This window comes from Candidatus Hydrogenedentota bacterium, assembly GCA_016791475.1.
Lineage (GTDB): Bacteria > Hydrogenedentota > Hydrogenedentia > Hydrogenedentales > JAEUWI01 > JAEUWI01.
This window is the reverse complement of the sequence record JAEUWI010000027.1, coordinates 65,407-84,041: the sequence shown is the minus strand read 5'-3', so window position 1 is coordinate 84,041 and position 18,635 is coordinate 65,407. Positions and strand designations below refer to the sequence as shown.

Here is an 18,635-nt window from a genome sequence, read left to right as displayed (position 1 = left end):
CCATGGGTTGGGCGTATGACGGAAACTTGGAAGTTGGAGGCTGTATCGTGGCTGGAGCGAAGAATGTACTGGGTACCGACCTGCAGGAGTGTTCGCGCGATCCCCTGACCGGTTTTTATCGGGATGGATGCTGCAACACGGGCGCGGATGATATCGGCCTGCACATCATCTGCATCCGCGCGACGGAAGAGTTTCTGGAGTTTTCAAAATCGCGGGGGAACGACCTGAGTACGCCGCGTCCCGAGATGCGCTTCGCGGGCGTGCAGCCGGGGGACCAGTGGTGCCTCTGCGCCATGCGCTGGAAGGAAGCCCTCGATGCGGGCATGGCCCCTCCCGTGGTACTGGAAGCGACCCACATCTCCGCGCTGGAGTTCGTGAACCTGGCGGATCTGCGGGAGCATTCGGTTTACTGAGTCTGGAGGCGGGAGTCTGGAGTCGGTCTGGACGAAGTGGACTGTGAGGACTTGGTGGACAAGCCAACTCACCGATCACGAATTTAAATCAGTCCACATTGTCCACTCAGTCCACAATGTCCACTTCGTCCATGAATCCCACAGGTTCAATCCGCCCTACGCCAGAATCCCCTCGACCACTTTTCCGTGTACGTCGGTCAGGCGGTAATCCCGGCCCTGGCTGCGGAAGGTCAGGCGCTCGTGATCCACGCCGAGTTGATGCAGCAGGGTGGCGTGCAGGTCATGGACGTGCACCGGGTCCCGCGCGATGTTGTAACCGTAGTCGTCGGTCTCGCCCCAGGTAATCCCACCCTTCACGCCGCCGCCCGCGACCATGACGGAAAAGCAGCGGCCATGGTGATCGCGGCCATAGTTGTCCCGCGAAATCCCGCCCTGGCAATAGGACGTGCGACCGAATTCACCGCCCCACACGACCAGCGTGTCTTCCAGCAGCCCGCGCTGTTTCAAGTCCTGGATGAGCGCCGCGGTCGGTTGATCCACATCGCCACACTGGAGAGCGAGGTCCGTGGGGAGGCTGCCATGTTGATCCCAGCCGCGATGGTAAAGCTGGATAAAGCGGACACCCCGTTCGGCCATGCGCCGCGCGAGGAGACAATTCGCCGCATAGGTCCCGCGTTTGTGAACGTCGGGCCCGTAACTCTCGAGCACGGACGGCGACTCGCCGGAGATATCGGTCAACTCCGGTACGGAGAATTGCATGCGATAGGCCATTTCGTACTGAGCGATTCGCGCGTTGATCTCCGGGTCGGCGAACTCTTCCAACTGCGACTGGTTCAGCGCGGATACCGTGTCCAGCATGCGCCTGCGGGCGGCGTCGCTGACGCCGGGGGGGTTTGCCAGATAGAGCACCGGGTCGCCGCTGGGCCGGAGCGTGACGCCCTGATGCTCGCTGGGCAGGAAGCTGGCGCCCCACAAATTTTGCCGTAGGGGCTGGGCGGGACGGCGCGAACTGCCAAAGGAGACGAGGACGACGAATCCGGGCAGGTTCTGATTTTCGCTGCCGAGGCCATAGCTCATCCAAGCGCCGAACGAAGGCCGTCCGGGCAGTTGGCTTCCGGTCTGCATCATGGTCATGCCGGGATCGTGGTTGATCGCTTCGGTGTTCATTGATCGGATGACGCAGAGATCATCCGCCACCTTGCCGAGGTTGGGCAGCAGTTCGCTGAGCCACAATCCGCTCTTTCCGTGTTGCTGGAAGGTGAATTTTGAGGCGGCCACGGGCAGGGTGCTCTGGCCGGAGGTCATGGTGGTGATCCGCTGGCCCATGCGGATGGACGCGGGCAAATCCTGGCCGTGGAAGCGCTCCAGCGTGGGCTTGTAGTCGAAGAGCTCCATCTGGGACGGGCCGCCGGACTGGAAGAGGTAGATGATGCGCTTGGCCTTCGGCGCATGGTGGAAGAGCGGCATGGCGCCTCTGGGCGCAGCACCAACCTGCGGCGCGGCGCCGAGGAGCGCACCGAGGGCGGCGATGCCAATACCGGCGCTGGAGCGCCCGAAGAACTGGCGCCGGGTAAGAAGTTGTTCGTGTTCTTGTTGCGGGTGCATGGGTATTTTCCGTGACTACTGTTAGAATTATAACAAATCAATCTCACGACAGGGCGACAACCTCACGGCGGAATACTGACTCAGGCATGACCGCGGATCTTGGATTGACGGGTCACCGTGATGATTGTATAATTCAGTTGCAGGTCCGAAAGCCGTATGGCGATTAGGTCTTGCCCAAGGGCACTTGGTGTAACGCCAAGTGCCCTTTTTCATGCCCGAATGATGCCATGTGGATCGGCGCGGAATGCCTTCCGTTCAAAGACTGGCTCGATAAGCTTATACGCCTCGTGGAGATTGCTCCGCGTTCTGTTCGGCAATTCCTCTGCCTTCCAGCGAAGCATGGCGTACGCGCAAAAATCGGCAGCTTGAATAAAGTGGCTCTCCCGTGAATCCAGGAAGACTATAGCTTCATGCACGCGATCCAATCGAACGTCTTGGAAATGTCGGCCATCTTCCCATTGCCCATACCGACTCGGAACTAGATTTGAAAAGCGAAGATCTCGCATAAGCCGATTCATTTCCATTTCCTTACCGCCATCACAACAGACTTGAACTGTGCTTTCCCGCTTTCGAGCGGCGACCTGAAGCCGGTTCAATAATCTTCCAAACGCAGTCATCTGGGCCTTGCGATCAGACAGTGTGTTGAATATTTTGACATCAGGAACCCCCGCTATAAGGTTCAGGCACTCAAGGTAGATCTTGACACGCGTTGACCTGAAGATAAGCCTTGCTTCACCAGCCGGTCTGCCTCGGTTGTTTACAAAGTTGGTTGCGTGAAGTTCGTATTCCGGCGAGATTCCGTACCTTTCATCAAGCGAAGCCCGCCAATCGAGCATCATTTTGTTCGCTGCATTCGCACTGCCTCTTGGGATGTAGATTCCAGTGAAGACGTAATGCGTGCTTCCGAATCCCGAATCGTCGATGTAGATGGTATCGCAATCAGTTCTCGGTATCATCCTGACCTCTGCGCCAAAACCAAAAGCAAATTCTTCTTGCCGCGGAAGAGCGTGAAGAATATGGCCCACCGTGAGTAGTTCTCTTCGCTTTCTCTGCAGTCATCTGTGGCTAAAAACCAGTCTCAAAACTGCGTCACCGCCGCGTCGGTATTCATCAGGGCATTCGCCACCAGGGTCCAGGCCGCGAGCTCGGCCGCATCCAGCGCGATGTCGTAATCCGATTCTCCGGTGTCCAATAATTCCCTCGCAGCTTCCGGATCATGTCGATAATCGTCAAGTTGCGCTTCGAACTGGGCCAGGAGCGCGGTCTTCTCGGCGTCGCGTGCGGGACGTGCCAGCAGGAGTGTGCAGGCATAGTCGATGCGCGCGGTAGCATCCGGACCAGACTCTTTCACGATGCGCTCGGCCATGGCGCGGGCGGCTTCGACGTATTGCGTGTCGTTCATCAGCGCCAGGGCCTGGAGAGGCGTGTTGCTGCGGCTGCGGCGAGCGGTGCAGACTTCGCGGTTGGGCGCGTCGAAGAGGAGCATGCCCGGCGGCGCGGCGGCACGCTTCCAGAAGGTGTACAGGCTGCGGCGATACAACTTGTCGCCGTGATCCTGGATAAACTCCTGGGCGGTGTAGCGCAGGCCTCCGCCGCCATAGGCCACGTCGCGCCAGAGGCCCGGTGGTTGATAAGGCAATACGCTGGGTCCACCGAGCGCCTCCACCAGCAGTCCGCTGGCGGCCAGGGCGTTATCCCGGATCTGCTCGGCATCCAGGCGGTAGCGCGGACCGCGCGCCAGCAGGCGATTCTCCGGATCGCGCTCCGCAAGTTCGGGCCGCACGCGCGAGTTCTGACGATAGGTAGCCGAGGTGACGATGCGCCGCTGCAGGGCCTTCATGTCCCAGCCGGACGCGATGAAATCTCTGGCGAGCCAGTCCAGCAACTCGGGATGGCTTGGCCATTCACCCTGCGCACCGAAATCATCGGCGGTGCGCACGAGACCCGCGCCGAAAAATCGCTGCCAGTCGCGGTTCACGGCCACCCGCGCGGTCAGTGGGTTCGCGGGATCCATGAGCCAATTGGCGAGACCGAGGCGGTTCCGTGGCTGGCCTTCGGGCCACCCATGAAGCGCGGCCGGCACGGCGGGCGAAACCGGGTCGCCGGGCTGATCATAGAGCCCCCGCAGGAGAATGTTTGCGGGGCGTGGCTCCGGGAGTTCCTCCATGACCATCGTGGTGGGAATTTGTTTATCGAGCTGGGCCAATTCCCAGGCGCGATCCAGCTCTTCCGCGTGGAGCGCGGGCCACTGATCCCAGTGGCGACTGCGATAGAAGGCGCGCACGGCCCCCTTCTCGCCATCGGATCGCTCGGCGGGATCACGCAGCAGCGCTTGCTCCACATCCAGCGGCATGGGACCGATGGTCTCGCCTCGGCGTGCGAAGAAGAAGGTGTGGGCGTTGAAATCGTAGTAATCCACCGTCTTCACGAGGATACTATTGTCCCCCGACTTCAACTCGATGGTAACGGGGGCCGGGTGCGCACCCACTTCGCCGCGCTGGGCTTCTTTATCCAGGACAAGGCGGCCGTTGACCCAGAGGCGTACCGCATTGCGGTTGTCCAGCGACAGATTCATGGTACGCGGGGACGGTGCGGTGACCGTCCGATGAAACCAGGTGGCGCAGGTTTTTCCGCTCAAGTTGTGGGCGACGCCATCGGCCAGGCCGCCGGGGAAGGCGATCCACTTGGCGCGCCCGTCATCATACGTCGCGCCCAGATCAATCTGATCTGGATCAACGTCGCTGGAGGCCAGCGCCTCATCACCCGAGGCCGCGATATAGGGTCCGTTCACGAGCCAGCCACCGACGGTCGCCGGAAGGAAGGCGGGGTCGCTGGAGATACGGAGATCGATTCGGTCGCGCGCGGCGGCCAGAGCCACGCCGCGGAGCACCACCCGGATGCGCGTACGCTCCGCAAAACTGAAGGGAGAAGCAGGAACGAAGACGGCACTTGTGGCATCGGGTCCGGTGGCGACAAAGATGGACTCCGCATTGCCATCATGGGCTGATTTCACGCCATCACATGTGGCCGTGCTTTCGGCAATGGGAATGCGTGCTTCGGGCGCTTCGCCCGCCGTGGGCGCGATATGCAGCTCGACTTCGGCGAGGCCAACATCCGCACCGGGAGCTACGTCCAGGCGCAGCGCGGTGATGTCCCGCAGATTCGTATCACTGACAAAAACAAGGCCGGGCGCGGCGGTGTCTTCGGATAGGACCGGGGATTCCAATTCAATCCAGCGCGCGTTTATCGCGCTCCGCTCAGCCATCTCCCACTGCGCCTGGGCCGATTCCAACGCGGGATCGTCGTGAAGCTTGCGTTCGCGGATGGCCGTCAATGCAGCTTCCAGGCGGGCCGTCTCGGCCTGCTGCGCGGGCAGCGGGGCCTTGATGCGCGGCAGCGAGTTGCCATCGAGCTCGGTGCCGAAGAGTTTTGATTCCTCTTCGGCGACATTGTTGAAGTAGGCGTAGAACTCGTAGAACTCTTTCTGGGAGATGGGATCGTATTTGTGGTCGTGACACTGGGCGCACTTCATGGTGAGGCCGAGCCAGGTTGTAGCCGTGGTGTCGACGCGATCCACCACATTCTGCACGCGGAACTCTTCAAAGATTGCGCCGCCCTCCATCATGATGGGGTGATTGCGGTTGAAGCCCGTGGCGATGCGCTGCTCCAGTGTGGGCTCGGGAAGGAGATCGCCCGCGAGCTGCTCAATGGTGAACTGGTCGAAAGGCATGTTTGCGTTGAAGGCGCCGATCACCCAGTCGCGATAGCGCCACATGGTGCGGGCAATGTCGGCGGCGTAGCCGTTGGTGTCGGCGTAGCGCGCAATATCCAGCCATTGGCGCGCACGGTGCTCGCCATGGCGCGGTGAAGCCAGAAGCCGCTCCACCACCTTTTCGTAGGCGTCGGGAGCGGCGTCATGAACAAATGCCGCGACTTCATCAGGTGTCGGGGGGAGTCCGGTCAGATCGAGCGTCACGCGCCGGATCAGGGTGTTCCGGTCGGCTTCGGGCGCGGGGCCGACGCCTTCGGCTTCGAGGCGCGCCAGGATAAAATTGTCGATCGGGTTGCGGGGCCACGCGGCATTGGTCACCGTGGGCGGCGCGACTTCCGCAGGCGGGATAAAGGCCCAGTGGGCCTGCCACGCTGCGCCCTCGCTGATCCAGCGCGCGAGCGTCTCCTTCTGTGCGGCCGTCAGAGACTTGGCGGAGTCCGGTGGTGGCATCAAGTCGTCGGGTTCGGCCGAATTGATTCGTTGGAGCAGGACGCTCGTCGAGGTGTCACCCGGCACGATGGCAATGGTCCCGGAGGGCAGCGCCTGTTTCGCGGCACTTTCCTGATCCAGCCGCAGACCCGCCTGGCGCGCCGGGGCGTCGGGCCCGTGACATGCGAAGCAGTTGTTGGAGAGGATGGGAAGAATATCGCGGTTGTAGGACAGGGGTTCCGTCGCCGCGGCGGAAAAGCCGCTCACGAGGGCACAGACGGCGATAACCGGAACGACTCGGGTTGGATCGAACAAGGTCTGGACTCCACGGGTGCTGCATTGAGAGACTGAATCGCCATCAATCTTACTCCATCCATGACCTGCGCGTCCTCCTTGAGAAAATGCCTCTTCTCCACCCCCCAGTCCGTTTACTGCAACATTGCCCTGCACCCATACCGCACGGGGAATGCTTGCGCCGAATCCGCGCGATTCCCGAGGGGAATTCAGGTAAGATAGGCCCAGACTTTAATCACCCACTGCCCCACGTCTGGAGAACGCATCCCATGTCATCTCGACTCTGGCGCGCCGCGCTGGTTCTCGTGTCCCTGTTTGCCGCGGGCGCACCCGCCGCCGATGTTTCCATGCTGCCCCACGGTGGCGCCCCCGCCGCGCTGTCGGCCGGTTATTTTCCGGATCGGGTTCATGAATTCGTGTGGCGCAACTGGAACGCCGTGGTGCCCGCGAAGATAGCGGAAGTCCTAGGTGCGACCGAAGCGCAGGTCACCGAAATCGCCACGTCCATGGGTCTGCCCGCAAAGCCTGATGTGCCCCGCGCGATGATGGAACGCGGCTATGTGACCATCATCCGTCGCAACTGGCACCTCCTGTCCTATGAGCAGTTGCTCCAGCTCCTCGATTTCACGCCGGAGCGGCTCCATGTGATGCTGCGGGAGGAGGACTTTCTCTGGCACAAGCTTGGCCAGTTGAAGCCCGTCGCGGATCCGCTGCGCTATGTCGCGCCGAGCGATGCTGTGAAAGCGCGTGCGGCGGAGATTCGCGCCGTGGTGGAGGGGGACTTTGGCGCGAAGATCAACGAGCCCGGCGAGCCGCGCTTCGATTTTGCGCGCTACCTGAGCGAGCCCGTGGCCAACTTCACCCCGCCACCCGCGTCTCCCGAGGGCGAGGTGCCCTTTCAGCGTATCGTCCATTCCTATGTGGCGGTCTTTGGTGACCCGCTCATCCATCCAGAACTGGACCCTTATCCCGATGGCTTTCTGCAGCGCCTGTCCCAGTCGGGCATCAACGGCGTCTGGCTCCATGCCGTGCTGCGCGATCTGGCCCCCGGCGGCGCCACCTTCCCCGAGTTTGGCGAGGGCCACGAGGTGCGCCTCGCCAACCTCCGCAAGATGGTGGAGCGCGCGGACAAGTTCGGCGTAAAGCTCTACCTCTACATCAATGAACCGCGCGGCATGCCCCATGCCTTCTTCGAGAAGCACCCGGAACTGGCGGGCACAAAGAGCGGTGAGCTCACGGCCCTCTGTACCTCGGTGCCCGAAGTGCGCCAGTGGATGGGCGCTTCCCTGGCTCACATTTTCCGTGAGGTGCCCGGCCTCGGCGGCATCTACTCCATCTCCGCATCGGAAAACTTGACCAATTGCGCGTCGCACGGTGGCCAGAGCGGTTGCCCGCGATGCAAGGAGCGCACCGACACGGATATACTCTCGGAAGTCGTCGCCATTCAGGAAGAGGGCGTCCATCGGGGCGATCCGAAGGCCAACGTGCTCATCTCCGACTGGGGCTGGCGTGGCCATGGCGACTCGGTGGAAATCATCGAGCAACTGCCGGACAACATCTGGCTCATGTCGGTCAGTGAATGGCATCTGCCTATTTCGCGCGGCGGTATTGAATCCACCGTGGGCGAGTACTCCATCTCCGCTGTGGGACCCGGTCCGCGCGCCGTGCCCCACTGGCAACTGGCCCAGAAAATGGGCCTGAAAACGGGTACAGAGATTCAATTTAACAACACCTGCGAGATTGCCACGGTCCCCTACCTGCCCGTGATGGATCTCGTGGCGGAGCACTGCAACAACCTGCTGACCAAGGCCAACCTGGACGCCATGTTCATCGGCTGGACCATGGGCGGCCACCCCTCGCCCAACATCGAGTTGGCCCAGCGCCTCAGCCGCAAACCCGCACCAAGTATTGACGCCGTGCTGAACGAGATCGCGACGGAACGCTACGGCGCCGAGGGCGCGCCTCTCGCGCGGCAGGCCTGGACCGGCATGAGCGAAGCCTTCCGCGAATACCCCTTCCATATTAGCGTGGTCTACACCTGCCCCGTGCAATGGGGCTCGGCCAACCCGCTCTACGCGGAGAAGACGGGCTACAGCGCCACCATGTGGGGCATTCCCTACGACAACCTCGACGGCTGGCGCGGACCCTACCCCGCCGATATCTTCGCGGACCAGTTCGAGAAAGTCGCCCAGGGCTGGAAGCCGGGCATCGAGGCTTTGACGAAGGCCGCCGCAACCGCGCCGGACCACATGAAAGAAGCCGTCGCGACCGACCTGCGCTATGCGAAAGCCGCCGCGAACCACTTCCAGGCCGTGGCCAACCAAAGCCGCTTCACGGCCGCCCGCGACGCCCTCGTCGATCCCACCGCCACCCGCACGCCGGAAGCGACGGAGGAATTGCGGCAACAGATGCGCCAGGCGGTGGAATCGGAGTTGGTATTGGCGAAGGAGCTCTACGAGCTGGTGAAGGAAGATTCAAGGATTGGATTCGAGCCTTCCTGCCAGTATTTTTACTTGCCGCTGGATTTGGTGGAGAAGGTGGTGAATTGTCGGTGGTTGCTGGAGAAAATTTAAGACCGAAGGGGACGGACACGCGCTCGCCACTTGTGCGAGCGCGTGTTGCGTTTTATCTTGAAGGTGATTGCACGTTGAAGCAGAGTTGTCAACGCGCGTGCCTGTCCCGGTGGATGGGGGTAGCGACTTCGAGGTGACCTGAATGCCGACTCCGTCATTGACCTTGAATTCAATCTGGTTGCCTCAATCCATCGTCTCCAGGGTCAAACTACTTCACTCATTTCAACCACCTGAAAGTGAACCTTCCGTTCCACGCGACGTAGTAGAGATGGACCGTAGCCATTGCTGCGGATGTCACCGGGCCATGGTTCCCCCTTCGGAGCACCGAGTATGAAAATCCGGCAAGCCGTCAAGCACCTGCTGTTCGCGTCAACCGCCGTCACGGCGTTCGCGTTTCTCGCTCCGTGGAATTGGATCGCACCACCGCCGGAGCCGCCACGTGTCGAGCGGCTCATTGATCCAGTTTTCCACCTACGTCCGCACAAGGACCCCTATCGAAATGACATCCTGGACTCCGTGCTTCAGGCGTCGAAACCGATCGACGCGACCATGGTGCCGCTGCAGCGTGATGTGGGCATCTATCTCGTGCCCGGTCCACCGCTACCTTGGAACGACCAATACATGGGCAGAAAGGTACGCCTCTACAACAACACGGGCGAGACCAGGGTAATCCCCACCATCGATTTTGTGCTGTATGCGATTCCGGAGGTCATGGACAGCGAAGGGCGGTGGCGCGCCTTGGAGAGCTACTTCAATGGTTTCTGCAACTTCAGTTACTTCGGTGTGAATCTTGAACCCCAACACTACTGGGAATTTGTGGTCCCGATTTACAGCGGAAGCTTTCATACGCGAATGCGCTACGTGCTGTCGCTGGGTGGCGACAAGGTCGTGTATTCCGAGGAGTTCGACGGCTCTGTTGCACCGTAGCTTCTGGGCACAGCCTGGGAATCAGAGCGAAAACGGCCTGAACCCATATTGGGCTTTGTGATGCCCGGAACCACGCAACCGCTGTGAAGCCGAAAAGGGGGCATGGCATGCCCCGTTCCCATCAGTCCGCGAACAGGTACTTCCCATACGCCACCACATCGCGCAGCGTCGAGTACACATCCCGCGTCGAATACACCCGCGAATGGGCCGTGCCGACGCGCGCTATCCCCGCCTGCTTCAAGGCCAGGCGGCAACGGCTGATGTGGAAGAACTGGCTTACGACGATCACCGATTCAAAGCCATGTGCGTCGCAGATTGCGGCGAAATTCTTCGCGGAGGCCGCCGTATTGATCCCCTCATTGTCAATAACGATATCCTGCTCGGGCACTCCCTGCGCCATCAGCCAGGCAGCCATAACTGTGCCCTCGTAGTGCCCCTCTTTGCCCAGCCCGCCGCTCACCACGATCTTGGGAACGAGCCCCGATTTGTATAGCTCCATTCCGCGCTCCACGCGCCCCCGGAGTCGGGGGGAAAGCGTTCCGTCGGGGAATACCGAGTTCCCGAGGACGAGCGCGGCGTCGGCCTTGAAGAGGTCGTCGGTAAAGCCATCCAGGACGAGGGCCGAAATGGCGACGAGGAGCGGCAGCATCAATAAAGCCAAAACACGGGAAAGCATTCGAAACTTTTTGCGCACGGACAGGACTCCCTCCAATTGCCGAAATGGTTTCGGGAAGTGAATGCCCCCTACTGCGCGAAAGTTCCAGCAATCGAAGGGGAACGCGGGGACGTACCGCCGCAGGTGTCCCCGACCCACGCAGTACCACGCCATCCAGCAAAACCCCGACGGGCGAAGCGCGCGCCGGAGCGGCGGCATGTCCCTACTGCGCAGCCTCTTCCCGCTCGGCGATACCTTTCAGCGTTTCCAGGCCCACTTCCCAGTCACCGCCGACCATCTTGTCCATGTCGATAAAGAGGCCCACAATCCGGGGCATCAGGGCGTCGCTCTTGCCATCCATGCTCCAGGTAATGCGGCGATGCTCGCCTTCGTCGTCCACGCGCCATTCCACGTGGTTGTCGCACTTGAAGGGGCGATCGAATTGGAGGCTCATGTCGATGGACCGTCCGGGGTTAATGGCGGTGATGGTCATGCGGCCCGCCCCGACGTCTTTGTTCCCTTCCCAGGCATAGTGCGCGCCGATACCGTTGGAGGGGGCACTCAGCTCCATCTTCATGTCGAGATCGCGCTTGTTGTAGGGCGACCACTCATCCCAGCGACCAAGATCGCTGAAGATCGCAAATACCGTATCGGCGCTGGCCGTGGTGATAATGCTGCGCTGGTAGCCTATGTCCGTGGGCCGCATGGAGGCCGCTATGACGACACTTATAACCAGAAACAGGAGCAGGGCCACAATGCCCAACAAAATGTACATGGGATTACCTCACAGTTTCTTCGGGTGGTTTCAGTAGCGCATTTTCGTCTCAGGGACGGCAGGAACAGGGTGATCTCAGTGCCTGAGCGTATTTCTTCATATGCCACATCAAACGGGAGCGCGGGTTTTCTTACCCGCGTATCGTGCGACGAAGTCGCACGAAACATCACGGACTGGAAAGTCCGTGCTCCCGCTTTCCGATACCTTCACACACGCACAGGTTTCCGCTGTCCCTGCCATCACTGCCGTCCCTGTGATCCGCCGTCAGCCCTTCATTTCCGGTGTTGTCACCATCCAGCCCATGCCGAACTTGTCCTGGACCATGCCGAAGCAGGGCGACCAGAAAGTCTCGCCGAGGGGCATGGTCACCTGGCCGCCCTCGCACAGCGCATTGAAGACGCGCTCGGCGGCTTTTGCATCGGGCACGGTATAGGAGAGGCAGAAGCCTTTGAATGGCGCGTCATCGCCCTTGCAGTTGCCATCGGACAGCATGATGATGCCATCCCCCACGCGCAAGGATGCATGCATGACCTTGTTCTCCATACCCGGCGCGAGCATGTCGGGCGGCAGGGGATCGGGGCACTCGCTGAACCGCATCAGCATTTCGAGCTTTGCGCCGAGGGCACTGGTGTAGAACGCGATGGCTTCTTCACAGCGGCCTTCGAAAAACAGGTAGGGTTGGATATCCATGGTTTGCTTCCTCATTCCAGTTGGTGTTGGTTGTATTCAGGCCGCCTCGGGCGGCCATCGACTCCAGGTTTCTTGCGCTACCGGACCACGTCGGCCAGACGCTCAAGCATCTGGAGCCAGCCCGCATGGGCGCCCGTACGCACGGCAACGGATTCGAGCGCATTCTGGTGGAGCGAGAGCATCGTCTGCCCGTCCTCCTCGGCGAACTCCACGATGACGATCGTCTCGGCGGGCCAGTCGGCGTCTTTGCCCGCATCGTCGGAATCGAGAAGCCGGCCCTCTTCGTCGCAGAGCGCCATGGAGAAGGCGATCCGCTTTGGCGCATCGATTTCGTGGTACGTGCCGGTGCACCAGCAGTCGGGATAGTCCGGATTGCGGATGCAGAGCAGAAAAGTACCGCCGGGCTGAAAGTCAAAATGGCGTAATTCCACCGTGCATCCGTGGGGCGCGTACCAGCGCTTCAAGGCGTCTGCGGAACTCCACGCGGCGAACACGGTCTCGCGCGGCGCGTAGTACAAGCGCGAAAGATGGACCATCTTGTCGGTCAGATCGATTTCGGGCAGAACGGTGGTTCTCATGGGTGTTTCCTTTCCATGGCGCGGGCGCTCTACGGCGCCTTTTCGCCACTCATTTCGGTTTGCGCAGGGGGATCAGATCGCGGATTCGCGCGTCGCGCAGGAAGAGCCCGCCCCACAGTAATACGCCAAAGACCAGCGGGCCGATGAAGCCTTCCTCCGCGCGCACGTGGGTCACGATGGCACCACCCAGATATCCCGTGAGCAGGATCGCGCCCAGCACGGCCGTCTGCGGGATGAGGTAGAGGACGGTGCAGATCAGTTCCACAATACCGATGGGCATGATCACGCCTGCGGGAAAGCCCATCGCCGCAAAGCCATCCGTCACCGCCTTGGCCTTTGAGATCTTCATGCCCGCGCTCATGAGCAGCATCAGCACGGGTATGGCGCTCATGATGTAGCTGACCCACAGGACGACTTTCGATTGAGAGGGCGGCGTGCTTTCGGGTTCCATGGTGTTTTCCTTTCCAGGTTTATTGTCAGTACTTGCTTATTTGAGAACGCTCAGCGCAGTCCCGCCAGCGCCGCTTCCAACTTGTCGATCATTTCGACCCATCCCTGGGTGCATGCGCTTATCTCGCTCGCGGGGATGCCTTCATGGTGAAGTTTGAAGCGGGTTCCATCCCCCGCTTCTTCAAACGTCAACGTTACATTCAAGATCGCAGGATAGATATCACCCATGCCATAGTAGGCGCCGGAAACCACGTTGCCCTCCGGGTCCGCGAAGGAGTCCGTGAATACAATGCGCTCCATCGGGACGATTTCCGTGTAACTACCCGTGCTCCACATTTCTTTGCCGTCGGGCATCCGCATGCAGAAGTGATACTTGCCGCCCGTGCGAAAATCGATGGTGGCGGCGGGTGAAGTGAAGGTCTTGGGCCCCCACCACTTCATCAGGTTTTCCGGCTCGCTCCAGCAGCGCCACACCTGTTCGCGGGGCGCTTTGAAGAGACGCTCGATGATAATGCTTTCTGTTTGCGTTGCGCTTGGCATCACACCTGCTCCTCAGTTGACCGGCGCGGCTTCCGCGGCGGCTTTCATGGCCGCGAGGCCCTTCTCAAAATCGCCGCCGACCATGGCGTCCATGTCGATAAACAGGCAAAAAGCCTTGCCCACGAAGTTGTTCTTTCCCGCCATGCTCCAGGTGACGGCGGTACCGTTGCCCTCGGGCTTGAAGCTGAATTCCGCAGTGTTGGTGGCCGCCATGGGCTTGATGAATTCCAGTTGAATACCGACCTGTTCTGGCGCGCGGCTTTCCAGGATGGTCATCTTCCCCTCGCCCACGTCGCTGTTGCCAACCCAGGTGTAGATGGCGCCCGCACCCGATTCCGGCCCCTCGAATGTGGTCTTCATCGCGGGATCCAACTTGGCCCAGGGGCTCCACTTCTCCCACTGGTGAAAATCGTTCACCAGCGCAAAAACCGTCGGCGGCGGCGCCGCGATAGTCGTGCTCCGCTCGATGCTGAACTCCGACGGCTGCATGGCCACGGTTACCGCCAGGATCCCGATCAGAGCCGCGAACAGCCCCAGCGCAATCATCAATTTCTTCAGCATGCTTTTGAACTCCCGTGTTGGGGACAGCCGCTTCAAGACTGTCCCGCCGCCTCACTTACGCCGGACGGTCACTTTCCGCCCGCATTTCTTTCAAATAATCATCCAGTCGGTCAAAACTGCCCTCCCAGAAGGCACGGTATTGGTCCACCCAAGCCGAGGCTTCTTCCAATGGCTTCGCCTCCAGGCGACAAGGCCGCCACTGGGCGTCGCGCCCGCGCTTAATCAGCCCGGCCCGCTCCAGCACCTTCAGGTGCTTGGAAATCCCCGGCAGGCTTATCTTGAAGGGCTTCGCCAATTCGGTAACGGACATCTCGCCCGTGGCCAGGCGCGACAGGATAGCGCGTCGCGTGGGGTCGGCCAGGGCGGCAAAGGTTAAGCTCAATTGATCGGCAGACATAATTCACCATCCGGTTAAGTAACTAAATGGCAAAATACAACAAATGGAGCACTTTGTCAAGATAACCTATTTCGGTCCGGCCCGCACCGGAAATTTCCAGTGCCCGTGAGACTCATTTCCCTTATCTACCACTACGACGAACGGGGATCGGGGAAAAGGACAGGGGGGCCGGATTCTTTTGAGACGACTGTTTAGGACCCTTCTCGTGTTTGCAGGAACGACAGGAACAACAGCGACGGCTGAACTGGTTCACCACCTGTAGTCCCTGTTGTCCCTGCAATTTTCAAGCGAACACTGGCGCTTTCCCTACAAGCCCTGAATCGCCCCATAGAGTCCCGTCCAGAAATCGGTAAACACCTTGGGCGGCTCGGGCGAATCCATGTTCCGCTGCGTGAGCAGAATGCCGATGACGCCATTTTTCGGATCGGTACGGGCCGAAGTACCCAGGCCACCGTCCCAGCCGAATCGGCCCGGATGCTCGAAGATCGCACCTCGGGAAATACCCACCTCCATCCCGAGGCCCCAACTGGTATGCTCATTGAAAAAGAAGGGATTCGCCGCCCGCTGCGCGGGGGTGAGCTGGTCCGACGTCATGAGCGACACGGTCACTTCCGAAAGGATCCGCTCCTCTCCGAAGCGACCGCGATGAAGCATCATCGTGCAGAACGCGTGATAGTCGTCCGCCGTGGACACCAACCCGCTGGCGGCGGCGGGAAAGGCGGGTGGTGTGGCCCATTCGCTGTTTGGCGCGCCATCGAAGATTTCCAATGCGCCCGTCTCGGGATTCGCCCCGTAGGACGTTGCCAGGCGATGCAACTTATCCGGCGGCACGTGGAATCCTGTGTCCTTCATACCCAGTGGGTCGAAGATTCGCCCCCGCATGAACAACGCCAAGGGCTGGCCCGCCGCGCGCGAAATGAGCACACCCAGCACATCCAGGCCGAGGTCATACATGAATTGTTCACCGGGTTGGCACATCAGCGGCAACGCGCCGAGACCACGCATCCACGTATCGGAATCGGGCAACGACTGTGGGTGGGGCGGTCCCTGCAGGATGCCCAGCGCATTGATGGCCTCCTGAATCGGCCAGCCCTTTGTGTTCGCGAAGATGTATCCGAAGCCCATGCGCAGCGTCAGCAGATCGCGCACCGTAATGGCGCGCGCCGCAGGGACGGTGTCGTCCAGCGGACCGTCGATCCGCCTCAGCACGCGGCGGTTCGCGAGTTCCGGCAGCCAGGGGTCCACGGGACCGTCCAGTTTCAGCACGCCCTCGTCCACCAGAATCATGGCCGCCACGGCGGCCACGGGTTTGGTCATGGAAGCGATACGGAAGATCGCGTCGCGCCGCATGGGCTTGGCGTCGCCCGCGGCCAACGTGCCCGCCTCGTGCATGTGGACCTCGCCACGGCGACTGGCCAGCGCGACGAGACCGGGGATGCCTCCCGATTCGACGTGGCGCGAAAGAGTCGTACGCCATGCGTCCATTTTGGCTGAATTGAAACTTTCAGTCATTTGTCTTCTCCGAGAATTTCCGAACTTTCACCGCCGGTAGCGGAGGGTTTTCCCACAGATCTCGCAAGGTGAGGAACTGTGCTTGTCTTATCTGTGCCGATCGGTGTGGATCTGTGGGAAAGATTTTGAATGCGACCAAAGGCTGCCCTGCGAACCTCCGCGCGCTTCCGTCCTCAAGATTCAATCGCCAGCCAGATCTCGAAGCCGCCATCGCCCGTGAGGGGGTCGAAGCTCTCCCGATAGCACTCGACCGCCGGTGCGTTCGCGGCCTTGTGGCCCGAGCGCGGCAGCCATTCACTCCAGATAGTGTGGAGCGCGCGCTGTATGGTGGAAATGTTCTCCTGGACCGTGAAGATCGCATAGCGGTGCGCGGGAATCCGGACATGGCTGAACTCGCGGGGCAGCCCTTCCGCATCGCTTGCCTCGATGCCGCAGAGGTAATCGAACTCGTTGTTGTCGAAGTTGAAACAAACGCCATAGGCCGGGCCATCGATGCCACCGGGGATCTTTCCCACGTAGCGGCTGAAGCGCTCCCACTGGGACGGGATCTCGCCGGTGTTGCCCATGGTGTAGCGCTCGCAAAGTCCGACGACAAGACGGGGCGGCAGATCCGCCAGGCGCGGGGGATCAAGGGCGATGGGTTCCATCGTGGGGGCTCCTTGTTATGGGTCGTATGGGTCTTATGGGTCGTATGGGTCGTATGGGGCATTAGGAATCGAGAGTGTACTCCAGACTCCAGACTCTATCCTTCATCCGCACCCGCAACAGCCTGTTTTAGTCGCGACCGCCTCATACCGGTCATGATGGCGTACCCAGTCCATGATTTCCACCTCATTGCGGCCTCTGGGTGTCATGTCGAGCCAGTTGTGCGCCGCAATCAAAATATCGCCGCCACGCGCGTAGGTCGAGTAGGTGTGATAGACATCGCCCGACGCATCCTTGTAGAAGACACTGATGCCCGGCAACTCCGGGTAAGTTCCGTCGAAGGGCTCGTAGTTGTAGGTCGTGTGGCCCTTCGCCATGCTTTCCTCCGTGAAGGAAACGCCGTAGTCGAAGTTGAAGTCGTTTCGAGCGGAGGACACCCAGTTGAATTTCCAGCCCATGCGTTTCTTGAAGGCCTGAAACTCCGCGAAGGGCGCGCGGGACACCGCCATCAAGGTCACATCGTGATGGGGCAAGTGAAGGTTTACCGCGTCGATGTTGTCGGAGATAAAGGAACAACTCTTGCAGCCCTCCTCCCAGCCGGGACCGAACATGAAGTGATAAATCACCAGTTGGCTACGCCCATCAAAGAGTTCCGCGAGGGTCACATCGCCATCGGGCCCCTCAAACACGTAGTTTTCCTCCACCTTGATCCAGGGTAGTTCGCGGCGGGCGGCGCAGACCTGATCGTACAGCCGGGTCACTTCCTTCTCTTTGGCCATCAGGGCCTTGCGCGCCGCCAGCCATTCAACGCGAGCAACGACGGGATGTCCGGTCAGGGGTTCTTGTGTTGCGATCATGATCATTCTCCTTTATTCATCGTTGGTTTACGTGTAGTCTTCCAGCATTTCATCACGTGGCGGGCACCACGGGCCGCACTTCAATCGTCAATCCGTGCGCCAGCCCCGGCCAGCTCTGGGCAATCGCCACGGCCTCTTCCATGCCGTGGGCGCGCAGATGCACATAACCCGCAATCGCCTCCTTGGACTCCATGAACGGCCCATCGGACACGAAGCGACCTTTATGGTGCCGTACGATACGACCCTCAACACTCAGGCGCATGCCTCCGTCGGTCATGCCCTTCGCGTCGAGGTTGTCGAACCAGGAGGAGAGCTGACTCATGATCCGGTCGATCTCGTCCCGCGACATGCCGCGGTCCCAGACGGTGCTGCGAAAAAACAACAGGTAGTCCTGTGGCGTGGCTTCGGTGATCATTCGCGGAATCTTTCGGAATTGCGGGGAAGTCAGTAGCGGCACGAATTACGGGAACATTAGAACACTCAGGCGTGATGGCAAGCTGCGGACTTTCCCGCCGAATCTGTAATCCCTGTCGTCCCGGCAATCGGGAAGTTCTTCCGCAAGCATTCGGGGGGCTGAGTGCAACACCTTCGCCGCGCGGCACGATACACCAGAAAGATCAGGGAAGCGGCACACACCAGCGTCAGCGCCCATCGCAGGGCCGAAACCACGGGAACGGCCAGGCCGATGCCGGTCCAGAGCGCGATATATGCGGCAAGGCAGGCCGGACACTTGGGCAGCACGGCGAGTAGCGCGCCCGGCACAGCCCAGGCCGCCAGTGTCATTCCGCGCCACCCCGGCGAGCGGGCAGGCGGGACCAGCACGAGTGATTTCATCAGAAAGCCTCCTTTTCGTTTCGCGGCGTACCCAGGTTGGACGGCGCGGCTTCGTCTGCCCCAACGACGAATCAGGAGGACGGGAAAGGACATTCCGGATCGGACGGTACAAAGTCAGGTGCGCTACG

General features: G+C 60.8%; 19 protein-coding genes. 3 read left to right on the top strand and 16 right to left on the bottom strand.

The window, feature by feature from the left end; translation table 11 throughout:
* The first annotated feature begins 2 nt into the window (after positions 1 to 2).
* Complete coding sequence (locus tag JNK74_15600; GenBank protein ID MBL7647611.1) at positions 3 to 413, top strand: DUF2237 domain-containing protein; 411 nt, start codon at positions 3 to 5, stop codon at positions 411 to 413.
* A gap of 156 nt (positions 414 to 569) precedes the next feature.
* Here JNK74_15600 and JNK74_15595 read toward each other — a convergent pair whose 3' ends face one another.
* From JNK74_15595 to JNK74_15585, 3 genes are all read right to left on the bottom strand, one after another.
* Positions 570 to 2,018, bottom strand: coding sequence for a DUF1501 domain-containing protein (locus JNK74_15595; protein ID MBL7647610.1), 1,449 nt, complete (start codon positions 2,016 to 2,018; stop codon positions 570 to 572).
* Positions 2,019 to 2,227: 209 nt separating this feature from the next.
* The gene (locus JNK74_15590) at positions 2,228 to 3,043 is read right to left on the bottom strand and encodes a DUF3800 domain-containing protein (GenBank protein ID MBL7647609.1); all 816 of its coding nucleotides are present in this window, start codon (positions 3,041 to 3,043) and stop codon (positions 2,228 to 2,230) included.
* 53 nt (positions 3,044 to 3,096) lie between these two features.
* Complete coding sequence (locus tag JNK74_15585; protein ID MBL7647608.1) at positions 3,097 to 6,534, bottom strand: PSD1 domain-containing protein; 3,438 nt, start codon at positions 6,532 to 6,534, stop codon at positions 3,097 to 3,099.
* Between the two features lie 248 nt (positions 6,535 to 6,782).
* On the opposite strand from JNK74_15585, the gene JNK74_15580 reads away from it, so the two are divergent.
* Together JNK74_15580 and JNK74_15575 are read left to right on the top strand one after the other, a co-directional pair.
* Positions 6,783 to 9,086, top strand: a complete 2,304-nt coding sequence (locus JNK74_15580) for a phasin family protein (GenBank protein ID MBL7647607.1) — start codon at positions 6,783 to 6,785, stop codon at positions 9,084 to 9,086.
* 330 nt (positions 9,087 to 9,416) lie between these two features.
* A complete protein-coding gene (locus tag JNK74_15575; protein ID MBL7647606.1) occupies positions 9,417 to 10,013 on the top strand; it encodes a hypothetical protein in 597 nt (198 codons plus the stop codon).
* A gap of 121 nt (positions 10,014 to 10,134) precedes the next feature.
* Here the strand turns inward: JNK74_15575 and JNK74_15570 are convergent, their stop codons facing one another.
* From JNK74_15570 to JNK74_15510, 13 genes are all read right to left on the bottom strand, one after another.
* Complete coding sequence (locus JNK74_15570; GenBank protein ID MBL7647605.1) at positions 10,135 to 10,662, bottom strand: YdcF family protein; 528 nt, start codon at positions 10,660 to 10,662, stop codon at positions 10,135 to 10,137.
* A 229-nt stretch (positions 10,663 to 10,891) separates the two neighbouring features.
* Positions 10,892 to 11,443, bottom strand: coding sequence for an SRPBCC family protein (locus JNK74_15565; protein MBL7647604.1), 552 nt, complete (start codon positions 11,441 to 11,443; stop codon positions 10,892 to 10,894).
* Between the two features lie 264 nt (positions 11,444 to 11,707).
* Entirely contained in the window at positions 11,708 to 12,133 is a 426-nt protein-coding gene (locus JNK74_15560) for a VOC family protein (protein MBL7647603.1), read from the bottom strand.
* A gap of 77 nt (positions 12,134 to 12,210) precedes the next feature.
* Complete coding sequence (locus JNK74_15555; protein ID MBL7647602.1) at positions 12,211 to 12,711, bottom strand: SRPBCC domain-containing protein; 501 nt, start codon at positions 12,709 to 12,711, stop codon at positions 12,211 to 12,213.
* Between the two features lie 49 nt (positions 12,712 to 12,760).
* Positions 12,761 to 13,162 carry a DoxX family protein gene (locus JNK74_15550; protein MBL7647601.1) on the bottom strand — a complete coding sequence of 134 codons (402 nt, stop codon included), beginning with the start codon at positions 13,160 to 13,162 and terminating at the stop codon, positions 12,761 to 12,763.
* 50 nt (positions 13,163 to 13,212) lie between these two features.
* Complete coding sequence (locus JNK74_15545) at positions 13,213 to 13,701, bottom strand: SRPBCC domain-containing protein (GenBank protein ID MBL7647600.1); 489 nt, start codon at positions 13,699 to 13,701, stop codon at positions 13,213 to 13,215.
* 12 nt (positions 13,702 to 13,713) lie between these two features.
* A complete protein-coding gene (locus tag JNK74_15540) occupies positions 13,714 to 14,262 on the bottom strand; it encodes an SRPBCC family protein (GenBank protein MBL7647599.1) in 549 nt (182 codons plus the stop codon).
* A 55-nt stretch (positions 14,263 to 14,317) separates the two neighbouring features.
* On the bottom strand, positions 14,318 to 14,659 hold the full coding sequence (locus tag JNK74_15535) for a metalloregulator ArsR/SmtB family transcription factor (GenBank protein ID MBL7647598.1): 342 nt from the start codon (positions 14,657 to 14,659) through the stop codon (positions 14,318 to 14,320).
* Between the two features lie 306 nt (positions 14,660 to 14,965).
* Positions 14,966 to 16,171, bottom strand: a complete 1,206-nt coding sequence (locus tag JNK74_15530; GenBank protein ID MBL7647597.1) for a beta-lactamase family protein — start codon at positions 16,169 to 16,171, stop codon at positions 14,966 to 14,968.
* A 173-nt stretch (positions 16,172 to 16,344) separates the two neighbouring features.
* Positions 16,345 to 16,818 carry an AraC family transcriptional regulator gene (locus JNK74_15525; protein MBL7647596.1) on the bottom strand — a complete coding sequence of 158 codons (474 nt, stop codon included), beginning with the start codon at positions 16,816 to 16,818 and terminating at the stop codon, positions 16,345 to 16,347.
* Between the two features lie 102 nt (positions 16,819 to 16,920).
* Positions 16,921 to 17,673, bottom strand: coding sequence for a thioredoxin family protein (locus JNK74_15520; protein ID MBL7647595.1), 753 nt, complete (start codon positions 17,671 to 17,673; stop codon positions 16,921 to 16,923).
* 52 nt (positions 17,674 to 17,725) lie between these two features.
* Entirely contained in the window at positions 17,726 to 18,088 is a 363-nt protein-coding gene (locus JNK74_15515) for a hypothetical protein (GenBank protein MBL7647594.1), read from the bottom strand.
* Positions 18,089 to 18,153: 65 nt separating this feature from the next.
* Positions 18,154 to 18,507 (bottom strand): hypothetical protein, encoded by a 354-nt coding sequence (locus tag JNK74_15510; GenBank protein ID MBL7647593.1) that lies wholly within the window; start codon positions 18,505 to 18,507, stop codon positions 18,154 to 18,156.
* Positions 18,508 to 18,635: the final 128 nt, after the last annotated feature.

Coding starts and splice junctions, on each gene's coding strand:
- JNK74_15515 (MBL7647594.1), bottom strand. CDS start 18,088: ATGATCACCGAAGCCACGCCACAGGACTACCTGTTGTTTTTTCGCAGC.
- JNK74_15575 (MBL7647606.1), top strand. CDS start 9,417: ATGAAAATCCGGCAAGCCGTCAAGCACCTGCTGTTCGCGTCAACCGCC.
- JNK74_15535 (MBL7647598.1), bottom strand. CDS start 14,659: ATGTCTGCCGATCAATTGAGCTTAACCTTTGCCGCCCTGGCCGACCCC.
- JNK74_15525 (MBL7647596.1), bottom strand. CDS start 16,818: ATGGAACCCATCGCCCTTGATCCCCCGCGCCTGGCGGATCTGCCGCCC.
- JNK74_15560 (MBL7647603.1), bottom strand. CDS start 12,133: ATGGATATCCAACCCTACCTGTTTTTCGAAGGCCGCTGTGAAGAAGCC.
- JNK74_15520 (MBL7647595.1), bottom strand. CDS start 17,673: ATGATCGCAACACAAGAACCCCTGACCGGACATCCCGTCGTTGCTCGC.
- JNK74_15530 (MBL7647597.1), bottom strand. CDS start 16,171: ATGACTGAAAGTTTCAATTCAGCCAAAATGGACGCATGGCGTACGACT.
- JNK74_15555 (MBL7647602.1), bottom strand. CDS start 12,711: ATGAGAACCACCGTTCTGCCCGAAATCGATCTGACCGACAAGATGGTC.
- JNK74_15595 (MBL7647610.1), bottom strand. CDS start 2,018: ATGCACCCGCAACAAGAACACGAACAACTTCTTACCCGGCGCCAGTTC.
- JNK74_15550 (MBL7647601.1), bottom strand. CDS start 13,162: ATGGAACCCGAAAGCACGCCGCCCTCTCAATCGAAAGTCGTCCTGTGG.
- JNK74_15600 (MBL7647611.1), top strand. CDS start 3: ATGGGTTGGGCGTATGACGGAAACTTGGAAGTTGGAGGCTGTATCGTG.
- JNK74_15570 (MBL7647605.1), bottom strand. CDS start 10,662: ATGCTGCCGCTCCTCGTCGCCATTTCGGCCCTCGTCCTGGATGGCTTT.
- JNK74_15540 (MBL7647599.1), bottom strand. CDS start 14,262: ATGCTGAAGAAATTGATGATTGCGCTGGGGCTGTTCGCGGCTCTGATC.
- JNK74_15545 (MBL7647600.1), bottom strand. CDS start 13,701: ATGCCAAGCGCAACGCAAACAGAAAGCATTATCATCGAGCGTCTCTTC.
- JNK74_15565 (MBL7647604.1), bottom strand. CDS start 11,443: ATGTACATTTTGTTGGGCATTGTGGCCCTGCTCCTGTTTCTGGTTATA.
- JNK74_15510 (MBL7647593.1), bottom strand. CDS start 18,507: ATGAAATCACTCGTGCTGGTCCCGCCTGCCCGCTCGCCGGGGTGGCGC.
- JNK74_15580 (MBL7647607.1), top strand. CDS start 6,783: ATGTCATCTCGACTCTGGCGCGCCGCGCTGGTTCTCGTGTCCCTGTTT.